Raw genomic sequence first — 15,568 nt, forward strand, 5'->3', positions numbered from 1 at the left:
GCCGACGAGGCACGTCATGTCCGTTGACCAGATGGAGAGTTGATGACCACCAGGTTCAAGAGGCTGCTGGTATCCGCCCTGCTGATACCGATGTTCGCGATCGGCGGCCTGGCCGCTCCGGCCTCGGCCGACACCGGCCGCGGGGCCGAGGCGTCCGGGGCCGCGCACGGCCGGAGCCCCGCCGACGACCCGACCGCCGACATCAAGGACCGCCTGGCGGCGATCCCCGGCGTGACGATCACCGAGGAGAAGCCCACCACCACCGGCCACCGCTACTTCCTGGCCACCTACACCCAGCCGATCGACCACTTCCGCCCCTGGCTGGGCACCTTCCAGCAGCGTTTCAGCGTGCTGCACCGCGGCTACGACCGCCCGACCGTCTTCTACACCAACGGCTACACGCTGGGCACCACGCCGTCCCGCACCGAGCCGACCCGGCTGGTGGACGGCAACCAGGTCTCCATCGAGTACCGGTACTTCACCCCCTCCCGCCCGGAGCCGGCCGACTGGTCCAAGGCGGGCATCCGCCAGCAGGCCGCCGACTCGCACAAGCTGGTGACCGCGCTCAAGCGGATCTACGACCAGGAGTGGCTCTCCACCGGCGCCAGCAAGGGCGGCATGTCGTCGACCTTCTACCGCCGCTTCTACCCGGACGACGTGGCCGGCACGATCGCGTACGTCGCGCCGAACAACACCGACGTCAGCGACTACGCGGCCTACACCGAGTTCTTCCGCAACGTCGGCACCCCGGAGTGCCGCGCCAAGCTGAACGCCGCCCAGCGCGAGCTGCTGGTGCGCCGTGACCGCCTGGAGTCGCGCTACATCGCCGACAACAAGGCGGCGGGTTCCACCTTCAACACCCTCGGCACCCCGGACCGCGCCTACGAGGCCGGCGTGCTCGACGTCGTCTGGGCGTTCTGGCAGTACAGCCTGGAGTCGGACTGCGCGAAGGTCCCGGTGGCCGCGACCGCGACCGACGACGAGCTGTACGCGTGGTACGACGCCCAGTCGGGCATCACCGGCAACAGCGACCAGTCGCTGGCGAAGTACACCGCGTACTACTACCAGGCCGCGACCGAGCTGGGTGCGCCGTTCTTCGACGTCTCGTACTTGAAGGACCAGCTGCACTACGACTACAAGGACCTCTACTCGGCCCGCTCCTACGTGCCGAAGGAGATCCCGACCGTCTTCAACCCGAAGGCGATGCCCGACATCGACCGCTGGGTGAAGCGCGAGGGCGAGCGGATGATGTTCGTCTACGGCGGCAACGACCCGTGGGGCGCCAAGCCGTTCCACCTCGGCCGGGGCAGTGACGACAGCTACGTCTACGTCGTGCCCGGCGGCAACCACGGCTCCAACATCGGCAAGCTGCCGGCCGACCAGTCGGCGGAGGCCACGGCCAAGGTGCTGGAGTGGGCCGGTCTGGGCGACCAGGCCGCCGCCCGCTCGCTCGCCAAGTCGGCGCAGCCGGGAGCGCCGTTCGGCCCGCTGGACGTCGAGGGCCAGCGCCTGGAGCAGGAGCGCCGCCCGCTGTAGCGCTGCGTAGCCCAGGAGCAGAACCAGGAGCAGGACCAGGAGGCCGCCCCGCCCGGGGCGGCCTCCCGTCGTTCCCGCCGTCGTTCCCGCCGTCGTTCCCGCAGGTCCCGCTGCTGCCGCCGTCTCGGCTCTCCCTCCCCCTCCCCGAAGCAGTGAATCGGTGCTTCAATGCTTCCATGGCCTACCGACGCACCCCCGCCGTCCAAGCCCGCCTGGACGCCCAGCGCGAGGCGGTGCTGCAGTCGGCGGTCGGCCTGCTCGCCGAGCGCGGTTACGGCGGCTGCACCATGGCCGCGGTGGCGGACCGCGCCGGGATCGCGACCGGCAGCCTCTACCAGCACTTCGCCAACAAGGCCGAGCTGTCGGTGCAGTTGTTCCGCCGGGTGGTCACCCGCGAGATGGCCGCGGTGAACGCCGCCGTCGCGCTGCGGGACACCCCGCGGCAGCGGATCGCCGCCGTGGTCGAGACCTTCGCCACCCGTGCCCTGCGGGCCCCCCGGCTGGCGTACGCGCTGCTGGTCGAGCCCGCCGACACGGTGGTGGACGGCGAGCGTCTGGTGTTCCGGCGGGCGTTCCGGGACGTGATCGCCACCGAGATCGCCGCTGCCGTGGCGGCCGGCGAACTCCCCGAGCAGGACCCGGTGCTGACCGCCGCCGCCCTGGTTGGCGCGGTCGGCGAGGCCCTGGCCGGCCCGCTCGCGGCCCAGCCCTCCGGCCCCCAGCCCTCCGACGCCCGGCTCCCCGGTCCTCAGCCCTCCGACCCTCAGCCTTCCGGCCCCCGGCCCCACTCCGACCCCCAGCGGGCCACCGCCGAGGTGGTCCCCGCCCTGGTCTCCTTCACCCTGCGTGCCCTGGGAGGACGCGATGACAGCGACGCATGAGGTCACCAACCAGGTGCCCCTGCCGTACGGACACGACACCGCCGCCGATCCGACCCTGCTCGCCGCCCTGCACCGGGCCGGCGCCGGCTGGGCCGAGCCCGAACTGCGCGAGCTCGGCCGTTTGGCGGGTTCCGAGCAGGCCGCCGACTGGGGCCGGCTGGCCAACGAGAACCCGCCGGTGCTGCGCACCCACGACCGCTTCGGCCACCGGATCGACGAGGTCGAGTTCCACCCGTCCTGGCACGAGCTGATGCGCACCGCCGTGTCCTACGGCCTGCACGCCGCGCCCTGGCGGGACGACCGGCCCGGCGCCCACTCCGCCCGCGCCGCCAAGTTCTTCGTCTGGAGCCAGGTCGAGGCCGGTCACACCTGCCCGATCTCGATGACCTACGCCGCCGTCCCGGCCCTGCGCCAGAACCCGGCCCTGGCAGCCGAGTTGGAGCCGCTGCTGGCCGCCACCGAGTACGACTACGGGCTGCGCGAGCCGCGCACCAAGCGCGGGCTGATCGCCGGCATGTCGATGACGGAGAAGCAGGGCGGCTCGGACGTCCGCACCAACACCACCACCGCCGTCCCGCAGTCCGACGGCAGCTACCGGCTCACCGGGCACAAGTGGTTCACCTCGGCGCCGATGTCCGATCTCTTCCTGACCCTCGCCCAGGCCCCCGGCGGGCTCAGCTGCTTCGTGCTGCCGCGCGTCCTCCCGGACGGCAGCCGCAACCGGCTGCACCTGATGCGGCTCAAGGACAAGCTCGGCAACAAGTCCAACGCCTCCGCCGAGCTGGAGTACGACGGCGCGGTCGGCCTGCTGGTCGGCGAGGAGGGCCGGGGCGTGCCGACCATCATCGAGATGGTCAACATGACCCGTCTGGACTGCACGATCGGCGCCGCCTCCGGGATGCGCTACGGCGCCACCCGGGCGGTCCACCACGCCCTGCACCGGCGGGCGTTCGGCAAGGCGCTGGTCGACCAGCCGCTGATGCGCAACGTGCTGGCCGACCTGGTGGTGGAGTCCGAGGCGGCCACGGCCGTCGCGATGCGGCTGGCCCACGCGACGGACCTCACCCTCGCCGGGGACGGGAACGAGGCGCTGGTGCGGCGCCTGGGCCTGGCGGTGGCCAAGTACTGGGTCTGCAAGCGCGGTCCGGCGCACTCCGCCGAGGCGCTGGAGTGCCTGGGCGGCAACGGCTACGTCGAGGAGTCCGGGATGCCCCGGCTCTACCGCGAGGCACCGCTGGTGTCGATCTGGGAGGGCTCCGGCAACGTCGCCGCCCTGGACGCCCTGCGCGCCATGGCCAAGCGGCCGGAGACGATCGAGGCCTTCATGGGCGAGCTCGACGCGGCGGCCGGGGCGGACCGCCGGCTGGACGCGGCCGTCGCCGGACTGCGCAAGCAGTTCAGCGACCCGACCGACCTGGAGTACCGCACCCGGCGGCTGGTGGAGTCGATGGCGCTGGCCTTCCAAGGTTCGCTGCTGGTCCGGTACGGCAGCCCGGCGGTGGCCGACGCCTTCTGCGCGAGCCGGCTCGGCGGTGACCACGGCGCCGCCTTCGGCACCCTGCCGTCCGGCGTCGACACCGCCGCGATCATCGACCGCGCCCGCCCGGTGCCCGCGTGAACGATCGGGAGCACGATCTCGCGAACGATCGGGAGCACGACCCCGCGAACGATCAGCAGCACGACCCCGCGAACGACCAGGAGTCCGCAGGCGTACGGGAGTTCTGGCAGGGCCTGGGCCTGCCCGGGCTGATCGACGTGCACACCCACTTCATGCCGAAGAACGTCCTCGACAAGGTCTGGGCGTACTTCGACGCGGCCGGTCCGCTGGTGAACCGCCCCTGGCCGATCACCTACCGCGAGGCCGAGGAGCAGCGGGTCCAGCGGCTGCGGGACTTCGGCGTCCGGGCGTTCACGTCCATGCTGTACCCGCACAAGCCGGGTATGGCCGGCTGGTTGAACGCCTGGGCCGCCGAGTTCGCCGCCCGCACCCCGGAGTGCCTGCACACCGCGACCTTCTTCCCCGAACCCGGGGCAGCCGGTTACGTGGCCCGCGCGATCGAGGACGGCGCCCGGGTGTTCAAGGCGCACCTCCAGGTCGGCGGCTATGACCCGACGGACGACCGGCTGGACGAGGTCTGGGGGCTGCTCGCCGAGACCGGCACCCCGGTGGTCACCCACTGCGGATCCGGGCCGGTGCCGGGCAAGTTCACCGGTCCCGGCCCGATCGGCGCGGTGCTGGACCGGCACCCGGGCCTGGTCCTGGTGGTCGCCCACCTGGGCATGCCCGAGTACCGCGACTTCCTCGACCTGGCCGAGCGCCACCCGGCCGTCCGGCTGGACACCACCATCGCGTTCACCGACTTCGCCGAGGCCGACGTGCCCTTCCCGCGCGACGAACTGCCGCGCCTGCGCGGGCTCCGGGAGCGCGTCCTGCTCGGCAGCGACTTCCCCAACATCCCGTACCGGTACGTCCACCAGCTGGAGGCGCTGGCCGGACTGGGGCTGGGGGAGGAGTGGCTGCGGGCGGTCTGCCACGACAACGCGGCCGCGCTGTTCGGTCTCACCTGAGGCCTCACCTGAGGCCTCACCCGTGGCCTCACCCGTGAGGCCTCACCCGTGGCCTCGCCCGAGGCTTCACCCAAGTCCCACCCCGGGCCTCACCCGACCGCGCGCAGCACCCCCACCGCGTCCGCGTGCAGTCCGGGCGCGGCGGTGAGGAAGCCGTCCGAGCCGGCCGTCCAGGCCGACCCGGCGGTGTCCGTCACCGTCGCGCCCGCCTCGCTCGCCACCAGGGCGCCCGGCAGCAGGTTGCCCGCGTCCTGCCCGTACTGCCAGAACAGCGCCAGGTGCCCGGAGCCGACCTGCGCCACCTGGAGCGCGGTCGGGCCGAGGTTGCGCACCGCGAGCACCGCGCCCGCCATCGCGGACAGCGACTCGCCGGCCCGGCGCAGCGCCACCGGGTCGGCGGCCACCAGCGGCGGCTGGCTGGTGGCGGCGACGGTGGCCGCCAGCTCGCGCTCCAGCGGCGTGATCGGCCGCCCGTCCAACTGGGCGCCGCCGCCCAGCACCGCCCGGTAGGTCCGGCCCGCGCCGAACAGCTCCGGGGCGTGCACCACGGCCAGCACCGCCGTGCCGTCGCGCACCAGCGTGGCCGTCACCGCCCAGTGCGGCTGCCCGAGCAGGTACTGCACCGCGCCGTCGGTCGCGTCACAGACCCACCACTCGCCCTCGGCGGGCACCGAGCCGTCCAGTTCCTCCGGCACCCACCCGGCCTGCGGGCGAAGCGCGGTGAGCCGCTCGCGCAGTTCGGCGGCGGCCGGGCCGTCCAGCTCGGCGAACCGGGCCATCGCCTCCTCGACCGTCCGCCCCGGGGTCGGCTCGACCGGCCGGGCCGCCGCCAGCCCCGCGCCGACCTCGCGCACCGCCGCCTCCACGGCCTCCGTCAGGGCCCACAGCTCCGCGACCTGTCCCTGTCCGTCCATGTCCTGCCTCCTCGGTTCCGTGCTGCTCCGCCCCGGTCCGGTGCGTCCCGGCGCGTTCCGGCCGCGTTCCGGCCGGGCAGGACAAGGAGTACCGTCAGGACTGCCGAACAGGACGTACGGGCAGCCCGAAGCGACGGAGATCGGACACCATGGACCTCGACACGACGGATCCGGACACCGTGCTGGACACCCTGGACCGCCGCCTGGTCTGCGCGCTCCAGGTGGACGGACGGGCCGAGCCCGGCCGGATCGCCGAGGTGCTGGGCGTCTCCGCCCGGACGGTCACCCGCCGGCTGGGCCGGATGCGCGAGGCCGGAGTGCTCCGGGTGGTGCGGCTGCCCGACGTCGAGGACGCCGCCGTGGGCGCGCTGCTGCTGCGGGTCCGGGTGCTGCGCGGCCGGGTGGACGCCCTCGCCCGGGCGCTGGCCGACCGCTCGGACGTGCCCTTCGTCGACGTGATGCTGGGCGGCCACGAGGTCGGCGCCGTGATGCTGGGCGACGCCCACGGCCGGGACCGGCTGCTGTACGGGCAGCTGCCCGCGACCGGTGCCGTCGTCGAGACCACCACCCACGCCGTCCTGCACGCCTTCGCGGACGCCGGGCAGTGGCGGGCCGGCGGGTTGACCGACGGGGAGGCCGCCGCGCTCGCCCGGCCGCTCGCCCCGCGCCCCGCCGTGCCCCCGCCGCTGGACGACCTCGACCGCGCCCTGCTGGACCGGCTCGGGCAGGACGCCCGGCAGTCCCACGCGGTGCTGGCCGGGGCGGTCGGCGCGCCCGAGTCGACCGTACGGCGCCGACTGCACCGGCTGGACGGGCTCGGCCTGCTGCGCACCCACGCCACCGTGGACCCCCGGCTGCTCGGCATGGCCGTGGACGCCAACCTCTGGCTGGACGTGCCGCCGGGCCGGCTCGCCGAGGTCGGCGCCGAGCTGGCCCGCCACCCGCAGGTGCACGGCGTCTTCGCCACCAGCGGCCCGACCAACCTGCTGGCCACGCTGTTCTGCCCGGACCACGGCGGCCTCTACCGCTTCCTCACCGACACCCTGGGCCCGCTGGGGGTCACCCGCGCGGAGACCACGATCACCGCCCGCGCGGTGAAGCGGGCCGGGGTGCTGCTGGACCGGCCGTCGCGCGCACGGTGAGCTCCGGGCGGGCCGGGCCGGGCGCCTCGCCCGTGCGGTGGCCGGGTACGTGACCCGCGGGGTAATCGACGGGCGCCGTCCGGCCCGGCAGGGTGGAGGTACCCGGGCGGGCGGTCGGCGCCACCGGGACACCACCCCGGTCAGGAGACGATCCGCATGCGTGCGAACGCACACCCCGTCACCCCCGCCCGGCCTGCTGCGGTGTTCTCGCCGTGGACGGTCCGCGGGGTCCTCGCCCTGGACGCGGTGGTCACCGCGGGCAACGGTCTGGCCTATCTGGCCTTCGCCGGTCCGCTCGGCGGCCTGCTCGGGGTCGGTCGTCCCACCCTGCTGGTCCTCGGGCTGCTCCTGACCTGCCACGGCCTGGTGCTCGGCGCGCTGGCCGCCCGCCGCCCGCCGCGGCCCGCGGTGCTGGCGGTGGCGGGGATCAACGCCGGGTGGGTGCTGCTCAGCCTGGTCGCGCTCGCCGTCCGGTTCGCGCCGACCGCGTCCGGCACGGTCTGGGTCCCGGTGCAGGCCGCCGCCGTGGCGCTGTTCGTGGTGCTCCAGCTCGCGGCCCTGCGCCGGAGCGGTGCCCGGCGGTAGGGCCGACCCACCGGGCACCCGCTCCGGCGCAGGGCTACCGGTCCGGGCCGACCACGGACTGCAGGTGCTGCACGGTCTCCCGGTCGGCGGGCAGGAAGGTCTCCAGGGCGAGTTCGGAGACGGTCACGTCCAGTGGTGTGTTGAAGGTGGTGACGGTCGACAGGAAGGAGAGCACCCGGCCGTCGTGCCGGACCCGCAGCGGCAGCGCGAAGGGGTTCCGCTCCTCGGCGGCTTCCGGGGTCGGCTCCTCCTCCGGTTCGGGGTAGCCGAGCACTTCCTGGTACAGCTGCCGCAGCGGTTCCGCGTGGATCCCTGGCTCCAGCCGCTCCTCCAGCCGGGAGAGCAGGTGCCGCCGCCACTGCCGGAAGTTGACGATGTGCCGTGCCAGCCCGTCCGGGTGCAGGGCGACCCGGACGGCGTTGAACGGCGGCCGGAGCAGCTCGGGGGCGACGCCGTCCAGCAGCAGGGTGAGCGAGCGGTTGGCCGCCAGCACCCGGAAGGTGCCGTCGACGACCACGGCCGGGTACGGGTCGTGGGCGGCGAGCAGCCGTTCGACGCCGCCGCGCAGCGCGTCCATGGACGGGGCGTCCAGCGGTGTCTCGGGGTAGTGCGGGGCGTAACCCGCCGCCAGCAGCAGGGAGTTACGCTCGCGCACCGGGACGTCCAGCTGTTCGGCCAGGCGCAGCAGCAGCTCCCGGCTCGGCCGGGCGCGGCCGTTCTCGACGAAGCTGAGGTGTCGGGCCGAGGAGTTCGCCCGCAGGGCCAGCTGGAGTTGGCTGAGCTGCCGCCGCTCCCGCCAGCCGCGCAGCAGCGGTCCGACGCCGGTCCCTGTCGGGCCGCCCATGCCCGCCATGATCGTCATGGGCAAGGACGGTACTCGAACCGACCCCGTCCGCGGGAGGGGGCCGTGGGTGCGGGTGTCGTGAGGTCGGGTGTCGTGAGGTCGGGTGTCGTGAGGTCGGGTGCCGTGAGGTCGGGTGCCGTGAGGTCGGGTGCCGGAGGTTCAGGCGCCGGTGGTCGAGCCGGGGCGGATCACCATCAGCACCACGACCACCGCCCACAGCAGGTTGAACACCCCGGCGGTCATCGGCAGCAGCCGCAGGCCGCTGACGGCCTTGGTGCGCTGCTCGTCCGCCGGGTCGAGGCCGAGCGCGTCCACGGCGGCCTGCTGGCCGGGCAGCACGAAGAGCAGCAGGGAGAGCGCGGCGACCGCGGTGAGCACCATGGAGGCGATCAGCCAGGACTGGCCGAGCACGTCCATCACCTGGGCCACGCCGATGCCCAGCAGCGGCACCGCGACGCCGAGCAGCGCGTAGACCTGGGTGATCCGGTGCAGGACGCGCAGCACGCCCGCGTCCGAGGCCTGGTCCGGGCCGCCGGCCAGGGCGGCCTTCGCCCGGCGCGGGAACATGCTGACGGCCACCGCGACCGGGCCTATGAACAGGACCGACGCGAGGACGTGCAGGCTCAGCAGGAACTTGGCCATGGCGGGGCACCCTTTGATCCGGTGGGCAGCGGGGGGACGGCGGGCGTGCGCGCTCGGCGTGCCCACGACCAGGCACGCTAACACCGCTTATCCACCGGCCCCGCGCTCGGGTGCCCGGCCCGGTGCCCCGCTCAGCCCGCCGGGACCAGCTCCACGATCCGCGGCGGGGCGGTGCTGACGGCCGCGACGGCGGCGCCCTGCCCGGGGTCGGTCCAGTCGAGCAGGTGGAGGTCCTCGAAGCGGCTGTGCAGCGGGGCGCCGGGCGGGACGTCCAGCGGCAGGGCGGAGAGGTCGACCTGCCCGAGGGTGTCCAGGGTGACCCGCCCGATCTTGATCAGCGACTCCTTGCGCACCCACTGCCGCAGGAACGCCCGGTCCGGCTCCGGGGCCGCCTCGACCAGGGCCAGCTCGGCGGGGGCGAGCACCCGGCGGGCCACGGCGCGCAGCGAGCCGCCCCGGCCGGCCAGCTCGACGTCCACGCCGACCGGGCGCCGGCCCGCGCCGGCCGCGACCACGCCCCGGGTGTGCGACAGGCTGACCTCCACCCCGGGGTGGTCGGGCAGGTAGGGCTTGCCGTGGTCGGCGAGGCCGCAGTCCGGGCACTCCTGGGCGAGCACCAGCCCGGCGACCGGGACGCCGAGCAGGCGGGCGGCGCAGAGCCGGACCAGCACGTGCCCGGCGACGAAGTCGGTCCGCCCGGACTCCTGCCGGAAGCGTGCGGCGCGGGCCCGCTCGATCTCGGTGAGCAGGTGTTCGCCCGCCTCGGGGTGCCGCAGTACGGCGTCGGCGGACGCGACGGCGACGAGCGGCGCGTCCTGCTCCTGGGCCTCGGTGGTCATGACCTCCAACCTAGTCCGCCCAGCCGCCGGGCGGGGAGCCGGACCCTGGGGGAGCGGGCGGGACCGCGGTCCCGGCGGCGGGCGGGTCGGGCGGAGCGAGGGGTCGTCCGCAGGGTGCTCGGATCCGATCTGAGGGTCCGCAGGGTGTGAATAGTCCGTTTTAGGATTGAATGTCTCTGATCTGTGGGATCATCAGGAGATATGAATGAATCTGGCAGGTCGTCCGGACCTGCCCTTTTCTCTGCGCGGAGGAATTGTCGATGGGTCAGGCCACCGGTTCGCCGGATCACCGAGCGACCGCCGTGAGAAGAACACCCGCCACCGGCCGTCGCCGGGCCGTCCGGATCGCCGTGGCGACCGCCGTCGCCGCCGTGCCGCTGGCCGCCGTGCTGACGGTCGGTTCGGCCGCCCCGCTCGCCCCGCCGCTGGGCGCCTGCTCCGGTCCCGACTGCCCCGCCACCTGGCCGCCGCCGAACAACGGCGACTTCACCGGGCGGGACGCCACGATCAACGTCTTCACCGGCGGCGACTACACCGTCAACGGCCGTGCGGCCGAGGCCGAGGGCAAGATCGTCACGCTGGGGAACCTGACCGTCGACAAGAACGGCGGCGGCGTCTACAACATGGGCGTGGTGGGCGTCGGCTCGCGCGTCGTGCCGCCCAACGGCAGTGACTTCGTCACCACCGGCGGCAACGTCGACGTCAGGACCGGCAACTCGATCCTGATCGGCGGCAGCGATTCCCACGGCCCGGCCTTCGGCAACCTGCGCCACGCGGGCGGCGTCACCGGCACCGTCAGCATCGACCCCACCGGCCGGTCGATCCAGGACCCGAACGCCGCCGCGCCCTACCAGGACGTGCTGACCCGGATCGAGGAGGTCTCCGACTGCGTCGGGCGGGCCACCGCGACCGGCACCGTCGACGTCTCCTCCAGCCAGGCCACCTTCACCGGTGACGGCGTCAGTATGAAGCAGGTCTTCAACGTCACCCAGAACCTGGCCTCCCCGAGCGGCGGCCAGATCGGCCTGGTCTTCACCAACATCCCGGCCGGGGCCACCGTCGTGGTGAACATGCTCGGGGACAGCCCGGTCATCAACACCTACACGGGCACCGGCCTGGCCGGCGACCAGACCACCGACCTGCGCTCCAAGCTGCTGTACAACTTCCCGACCGCGACCTCGGCGCAGATCAACGGCAGCGCCCAGTTCCAGGGCGCGGTCATGGCCGGCAACCCGGGCAGCACCACGACCCTCGCCCAGCCGGGCATCAACGGCCGGGTCTACCTCGCGGGCAACCTGATCCACACCGGTACGGGCGGCTACGAGATCCACAGCTACCCGTTCGACGGGGACCTGCCGGACTGCCGGGTGACGCCGAGCCCGACACCGACCTCGCCGTCCCCGACCTCGCCCTCCCCGACCTCGCCGTCCCCCACCTCCCCGTCGCCGACGTCGCCCAGCCCCACCTCGCCCAGCCCCACCTCGCCGAGCCCCACCTCGCCGAGCCCCACCTCGCCGAGCCCGACGTCCCCGAGCCCGACCTCGCCGCGTCCGACCCCGACCTCCCCGAGCGCGAGCACCACCTCGGCATCGGCGAGCTCGTCCACGTCGAGCGCGGGCCCGGCCCCGACCAGCCACCACCCGAGCGGTCACCACCCCGGTGGCCACGGCGAGTTGCCCTCGACCGGTGCGGGTAACGCGCCGGTGGTCTTCGGCCTGGCCGGTGTCGGCCTGCTCGGCCTGGGTGGCCTCGCCGTGCTGGCCGCCCGCCGTCGCCGGGGCCGTCACAGCTGACGCCCCGGCCAGTGCCCCTCGGGCCGCCCGCCCTCGTGGCCGGGCGGCCCGAGTCGCGTCAGCGCCCCGACTCGGTGCCCCGACCCAGTGCTCCGGCTCAGCCCCCCGACGGGTATCCGGCGAGTCCGGAGGCGAGCAGGCCGAAGGCCCGGTCCGCCGCCGCCGCGACCCGTTCCCGCACCTCCTCGGCCGGCTCCTCGGCGACCATCGCCCGCCGCACCTCGCCGAGTGCCGCCCGGTGGGCCCCGGCGAGGGCGCCGGCCACCACCCGGGGGAGCGGGTCCGCCGGTCCGGCGTCCGACTCCTCGGCCAGGGCGGCGGCCAGGGCGGCCTCGGAGCGTTCGCCGAGTTCCAGCAGCCGGGCCCGCAGGGCCGGGCTGTCCGCGACGATCCGCCAGAACGCGGCCATCCGGGGGTCGAGCCCGATCGTCGGCTCCCCGTCGGCGAGGCCCGCCAGCAGGTCGGCCCGGACGGCGTCGACGGCGGAGCTGCCGGCGGGCCGGCGGCGGACGATGTCGGCGAGGTGGCCGACGACCTCGTCCTGCCGGTCGAAGAACAGGTCCTCCTTGGTCGGGAAGTAGTTGAACACCGTGTTGGGCGAGACCCCGGCGGCCCGGGCCACCTCGACGACGGTGACCCGGTCGAAGCCGTGCTCGGCGAACAGGCCCATGGCGGTGTCGGAGAGGAGTTCCCGGGTCTGCTGCTTCTTGAGTTCGCGAAGTCCCATGGCCGCATCGTAGCGCCGAATCATGGTGTCACTTAAAACTTGCAGTGACACCAAAAATATCGGCTACGGTGTCGCCATGACCTTCACCTTCGGCATCTACCCCGGTGGACTGCTCGGCGACGAGGCAGGGCTGATCCCTCCCGTCCGCCCCGACGATCCCGCGGAGATCACCGCCGCCCTGCGCGAACTCCAGGGGGAGGCGGCCGAGTTGCTCGTGCGCGCCTACCGCCTGTACCCGGACGGCGCGCACACGCCGGAGCGGCCCGAGCGGTACGCCGCCGAGGGGCGGAAGCTCGACCTCGTGCTCCAGTTCCGCGAGCGCAGCGGGGAGTTGGCGGGCTGGCTGGACTTCGTCCGGCGGACCGTCCGGGCCGAAGGCCCCCGCCTCGCGCTCCTGCAGATCTGCGAGGAGCCCAACCTGGACCTGCCCGTCCTCGACGGCAGCGTCCCGAACGTCCGCCGGGCGCTGGTCGAGGGTGTCGTCGCGGCCAAGGAGGAGGCGCTGGCCTGCGGTTACGACCACCTGGCGGTCGGCTTCAACGCGGTGCCGAGCTTCGACCCCGCCGACACCTTCTGGCCGGAGCTGGGCCGGCTCGCCGACGAGCGCTTCCACCGCGCCCTGGACTACGTCGGCCTGGACTTCTTCCCGGACGTCTTCCGCCCCGTCCCGGAGGGGCGGCTCGCGGACGCGGTGCGGGCGGTGCTCACCGGCTTCCGGAACGACGCGCTGCCCCGGGCCGGGATCGGGCCGGCCGTCCCGTTGCGGATCTGCGAGAACGGCTGGCCCACCGGTCCGGGGCGGAGTGAGGCCCGGCAGGCCGAGGTGGTGGAGCAGGTGGTCCGGGCGGTGGCCGGGCTGGCGGGTGAACTCGCCGTCCGGAGCTACTCGTTCTTCTCCCTCCGGGACGCCGACAGCGCCGGTCCGGGTCCGTTCCACCACTTCGGACTGCTTCGCGACGACTGGACGCGCAAGCCGGCCTTCGGCGTGTACTGCCAGCTGGTGGCCGAGTTGACGATCGGTCAGTCGATCGGCTGAGCGAAGAACCGCTCCACCGTGCGGCGTTGGGCGGCGACGGTGTGCACCGGTTCGCCGACCACCCGGCCGGCCAGCACGACGGCCAGGTCGCCGACGTCCTGCCGCAGTACACCGGCGGCCTGCGTCCGGTCGGCGGCGATCCGGGCGCGGCCCGTGGCGAGGAGCAGTTCACGGTCGCGGACGCCTTCGGCGCGGGCCGCCGCGATCGCCGCCGTGCCGCGCTCGGTGTACTCCGGGCGGATCCGGGCCGCCTCGTGCCGGGCCTCGGTGATCTCGTGCAGCGCCGCGTCCCGGACCGCCTCGGCCTCGGCGCGGACGGCCTCCGCCCGTTCGGCGCGCCCCTCGGTCGCGTCCCACCGCTGGGCCCGCACCCGTTCGATGCGGGGGAGCAGGACGACACCGAGGGCGAACATGAGCAGGAAGAGCTGGGCCAGGCCGAGGACCAGCATGGAGGGATCCGGCTTGAGCGGGCCGAGTTCGATGTTCACGCCAACCTCCCCAGGGTGTGACGGATCGTCAAGGACGAGGTTTCCCTGGTGCGATGGCGGTCGAACTCCCGCTCGGACATGAGCTGCGTCACGTCGCCGGGCGCGCCGTGCTCCCGGTCCCGCTGCGGGCTACTGGCCCATGACGTACCTGACGGTCGGCCCGGTGGTCCAGCCGCCGTCCACGGCCAGCTCGGCGCCGGTGACGTAGGAGGAGTCGTCGGAGAGCAGGTAGACCACGGCGGTGGCGATCTCGGGCGCCTCGCCGACCCGGCCCATCGGGGTGTTGGGGTAGTTGCCCTCGCCGCGCCGGATGCCGACCGAGGCGGTCATCGGGGTGTAGGTCATGCCCGGGTGCACCGAGTTGACCCGGATCCGCTCGGTGCCGAGCTCCACCGCGCCGATCTTGCTGAGGCCGCGCACGCCCCACTTGGAGGCGCCGTAGCCGGCGGTGAGCGCCAGGCCCATCAGGCCGGCCGCCGAGGAGATGTTGACGATCGAGCCGCCGCCGGCCGCGCGCATCGCCGGGACGACGGTCTTCATCCCGATGAACACGCCGGTCAGGTTGATGTCCAGGACCTTGCGGAAGTGCTCGACGCTCTCGTCCGCGAGCAGTGAACCGGTGGAGATCCCGGCGTTGTTGACCAGGCCGTGCAGGGCGCCGAACTCCGCCACCGCGAAGTCCACCACGCGCTGCCAGTCCGCCTCGGAGGTCACGTCGTGCCGGACGAACCGGGCTCGCTCGCCGAGTTCGGCGGCGGTGGCCGCGCCGTCCTCCGCCAGCACGTCGGTGATCACCACGTTGGCGCCGGCCGCGACGGCGAGCCGGGCGGCCTCGGCGCCGAGGCCGCGGGCGCCGCCGGTGATCAGGACGGTCCTGCCGGTGAGGTCGTTCATGACGTGCTCCTTCGGGGGGTGGGGGCGGAGAGCATGGCGGCGGACACCGTCACCAGGTCGGCGAGGAAGGTCTCCTCGTCCGTGAGGGGGGTGGACCCGGTGAGGTACTGCTGCGCCCGGTCGGCCAGGGCCGCGCCCACCAGGGTGAGGACCAGGTCGATCCGTTCCAGCCGGATCGGCTCCGGCAGCGCGGCGATCCGCTCCTCGACCAGCTCGATCAGCCGCCAGTAGCCGCCGCCCGCGAGGGTGGGGTGCGGGGTCCGGGTGCGGACCCCGCTGCTGTGGCTGACCTGGGCGGAGATCCGCAGGCAGTACCGGCCCTGTTCGGTGCGCAGTTCGGTGGCCTCGGCCGCGACCAGCGCGTCGAGCAGTCCGGACAGGTCCGCGTCCGCGAGTGCGGGCAGACGCGGCGCGAGGGCCCGCTCGGTGCGGTCCTGGCGGCCGGCCATGATCGCGTCGAGCAGGCCCTCGCGGGAGCCGAAGTGGTACTGCACGGCGGACGGGTTGCCCTGTCCGGCCAGCCGGGTGATGTCCCTGGTCAGGGCACCTTCCACGCCCCGGGTGGCGAAGAGTTCCTCCGCCGCCCGCAGCAGCCTGTCGCGGGTCTCGTGGCCCGCCGATGTCCTTGCCATGCGCACCAGGTTAATACTGCGCATTATTAACAGCAAAGGACCCCCGC

16 protein-coding genes are annotated in these 15,568 nt (G+C 74.0%); 8 read left to right on the forward strand and 8 right to left on the reverse strand.

All coding sequences use genetic code 11. The features are described 5' to 3' along the window. Window positions 1-42 precede the first annotated feature (42 nt). The 4 genes from ACFY2K_RS22710 (at window position 43) to ACFY2K_RS22725 (ending at window position 4,985) form a co-directional block, all read left to right on the forward strand. Window positions 43-1,536, forward strand: a complete 1,494-nt coding sequence (locus tag ACFY2K_RS22710; RefSeq protein ID WP_375887840.1) for a S28 family serine protease — start codon at window positions 43-45, stop codon at window positions 1,534-1,536. A 176-nt stretch (window positions 1,537-1,712) separates the two neighbouring features. Then, entirely contained in the window at window positions 1,713-2,417 is a 705-nt protein-coding gene (locus tag ACFY2K_RS22715; protein ID WP_380525250.1) for a TetR/AcrR family transcriptional regulator, read from the forward strand. Further along, window positions 2,401-4,035 carry an acyl-CoA dehydrogenase family protein gene (locus tag ACFY2K_RS22720; protein WP_387713522.1) on the forward strand — a complete coding sequence of 545 codons (1,635 nt, stop codon included), beginning with the start codon at window positions 2,401-2,403 and terminating at the stop codon, window positions 4,033-4,035. The genes ACFY2K_RS22715 and ACFY2K_RS22720 overlap by 17 nt, the downstream gene beginning before the upstream one ends. A 113-nt stretch (window positions 4,036-4,148) precedes the next feature. After that, complete coding sequence (locus ACFY2K_RS22725) at window positions 4,149-4,985, forward strand: amidohydrolase family protein (RefSeq protein WP_380643421.1); 837 nt, start codon at window positions 4,149-4,151, stop codon at window positions 4,983-4,985. 89 nt (window positions 4,986-5,074) lie between these two features. Here the strand turns inward: ACFY2K_RS22725 and ACFY2K_RS22730 are convergent, their stop codons facing one another. Continuing rightward, entirely contained in the window at window positions 5,075-5,899 is an 825-nt protein-coding gene (locus ACFY2K_RS22730) for an inositol monophosphatase family protein (protein WP_380525247.1), read from the reverse strand. 149 nt (window positions 5,900-6,048) lie between these two features. On the opposite strand from ACFY2K_RS22730, the gene ACFY2K_RS22735 reads away from it, so the two are divergent. Then, window positions 6,049-7,041, forward strand: coding sequence for an Lrp/AsnC family transcriptional regulator (locus ACFY2K_RS22735; RefSeq protein ID WP_380525246.1), 993 nt, complete (start codon window positions 6,049-6,051; stop codon window positions 7,039-7,041). A gap of 156 nt (window positions 7,042-7,197) precedes the next feature. Next, window positions 7,198-7,626, forward strand: a complete 429-nt coding sequence (locus tag ACFY2K_RS22740) for a hypothetical protein (RefSeq protein ID WP_380643415.1) — start codon at window positions 7,198-7,200, stop codon at window positions 7,624-7,626. A 34-nt stretch (window positions 7,627-7,660) separates the two neighbouring features. Here ACFY2K_RS22740 and ACFY2K_RS22745 read toward each other — a convergent pair whose 3' ends face one another. The 3 genes from ACFY2K_RS22745 to ACFY2K_RS22755 form a co-directional block, all read right to left on the reverse strand. Further along, window positions 7,661-8,488, reverse strand: a complete 828-nt coding sequence (locus tag ACFY2K_RS22745) for a helix-turn-helix domain-containing protein (protein ID WP_375887854.1) — start codon at window positions 8,486-8,488, stop codon at window positions 7,661-7,663. A 141-nt stretch (window positions 8,489-8,629) separates the two neighbouring features. Next, window positions 8,630-9,112, reverse strand: coding sequence for a DUF2269 family protein (locus ACFY2K_RS22750; RefSeq protein ID WP_375887856.1), 483 nt, complete (start codon window positions 9,110-9,112; stop codon window positions 8,630-8,632). Window positions 9,113-9,243: 131 nt separating this feature from the next. Then, window positions 9,244-9,951: a 4'-phosphopantetheinyl transferase family protein gene (locus ACFY2K_RS22755; RefSeq protein ID WP_380525244.1), complete on the reverse strand. Its 708-nt coding sequence runs from the start codon at window positions 9,949-9,951 to the stop codon at window positions 9,244-9,246. A gap of 302 nt (window positions 9,952-10,253) precedes the next feature. On the opposite strand from ACFY2K_RS22755, the gene ACFY2K_RS22760 reads away from it, so the two are divergent. Further along, a complete protein-coding gene (locus tag ACFY2K_RS22760; protein WP_387713528.1) occupies window positions 10,254-11,744 on the forward strand; it encodes a choice-of-anchor A family protein in 1,491 nt (496 codons plus the stop codon). Between the two features lie 97 nt (window positions 11,745-11,841). On the opposite strand, the gene ACFY2K_RS22765 is transcribed toward ACFY2K_RS22760, so the two are convergent. Further along, window positions 11,842-12,471 (reverse strand): TetR family transcriptional regulator, encoded by a 630-nt coding sequence (locus ACFY2K_RS22765; protein WP_387713530.1) that lies wholly within the window; start codon window positions 12,469-12,471, stop codon window positions 11,842-11,844. Between the two features lie 76 nt (window positions 12,472-12,547). On the opposite strand from ACFY2K_RS22765, the gene ACFY2K_RS22770 reads away from it, so the two are divergent. Next, window positions 12,548-13,507 (forward strand): hypothetical protein, encoded by a 960-nt coding sequence (locus ACFY2K_RS22770; protein ID WP_387713533.1) that lies wholly within the window; start codon window positions 12,548-12,550, stop codon window positions 13,505-13,507. Here the strand turns inward: ACFY2K_RS22770 and ACFY2K_RS22775 are convergent. The 3 genes from ACFY2K_RS22775 to ACFY2K_RS22785 all read right to left on the reverse strand — a co-directional run bounded on the left by ACFY2K_RS22775 (window position 13,492) and on the right by ACFY2K_RS22785 (window position 15,521). Further along, complete coding sequence (locus tag ACFY2K_RS22775) at window positions 13,492-13,995, reverse strand: hypothetical protein (RefSeq protein WP_387713536.1); 504 nt, start codon at window positions 13,993-13,995, stop codon at window positions 13,492-13,494. The genes ACFY2K_RS22770 and ACFY2K_RS22775 overlap by 16 nt on opposite strands. 129 nt (window positions 13,996-14,124) lie before the next feature. Further along, window positions 14,125-14,889: a glucose 1-dehydrogenase gene (locus ACFY2K_RS22780; RefSeq protein ID WP_380525239.1), complete on the reverse strand. Its 765-nt coding sequence runs from the start codon at window positions 14,887-14,889 to the stop codon at window positions 14,125-14,127. Next, on the reverse strand, window positions 14,886-15,521 hold the full coding sequence (locus ACFY2K_RS22785; protein WP_380525238.1) for a TetR family transcriptional regulator: 636 nt from the start codon (window positions 15,519-15,521) through the stop codon (window positions 14,886-14,888). The genes ACFY2K_RS22780 and ACFY2K_RS22785 overlap by 4 nt, the downstream gene beginning before the upstream one ends. Window positions 15,522-15,568 lie beyond the last annotated feature (47 nt).

The sequence above is a fragment of the Kitasatospora sp. NPDC001309 genome, from assembly GCF_042896295.1.
GTDB lineage: Bacteria > Actinomycetota > Actinomycetes > Streptomycetales > Streptomycetaceae > Kitasatospora.

Coding starts and splice junctions, on each gene's coding strand:
- ACFY2K_RS22780 (WP_380525239.1), bottom strand. CDS start 14,889: ATGAACGACCTCACCGGCAGGACCGTCCTGATCACCGGCGGCGCCCGC.
- ACFY2K_RS22750 (WP_375887856.1), bottom strand. CDS start 9,112: ATGGCCAAGTTCCTGCTGAGCCTGCACGTCCTCGCGTCGGTCCTGTTC.
- ACFY2K_RS22765 (WP_387713530.1), bottom strand. CDS start 12,471: ATGGGACTTCGCGAACTCAAGAAGCAGCAGACCCGGGAACTCCTCTCC.
- ACFY2K_RS22785 (WP_380525238.1), bottom strand. CDS start 15,521: ATGGCAAGGACATCGGCGGGCCACGAGACCCGCGACAGGCTGCTGCGG.
- ACFY2K_RS22755 (WP_380525244.1), bottom strand. CDS start 9,951: ATGACCACCGAGGCCCAGGAGCAGGACGCGCCGCTCGTCGCCGTCGCG.
- ACFY2K_RS22715 (WP_380525250.1), top strand. CDS start 1,713: ATGGCCTACCGACGCACCCCCGCCGTCCAAGCCCGCCTGGACGCCCAG.
- ACFY2K_RS22770 (WP_387713533.1), top strand. CDS start 12,548: ATGACCTTCACCTTCGGCATCTACCCCGGTGGACTGCTCGGCGACGAG.
- ACFY2K_RS22720 (WP_387713522.1), top strand. CDS start 2,401: ATGACAGCGACGCATGAGGTCACCAACCAGGTGCCCCTGCCGTACGGA.
- ACFY2K_RS22735 (WP_380525246.1), top strand. CDS start 6,049: ATGGACCTCGACACGACGGATCCGGACACCGTGCTGGACACCCTGGAC.
- ACFY2K_RS22740 (WP_380643415.1), top strand. CDS start 7,198: ATGCGTGCGAACGCACACCCCGTCACCCCCGCCCGGCCTGCTGCGGTG.
- ACFY2K_RS22710 (WP_375887840.1), top strand. CDS start 43: ATGACCACCAGGTTCAAGAGGCTGCTGGTATCCGCCCTGCTGATACCG.
- ACFY2K_RS22745 (WP_375887854.1), bottom strand. CDS start 8,488: ATGACGATCATGGCGGGCATGGGCGGCCCGACAGGGACCGGCGTCGGA.
- ACFY2K_RS22730 (WP_380525247.1), bottom strand. CDS start 5,899: ATGGACGGACAGGGACAGGTCGCGGAGCTGTGGGCCCTGACGGAGGCC.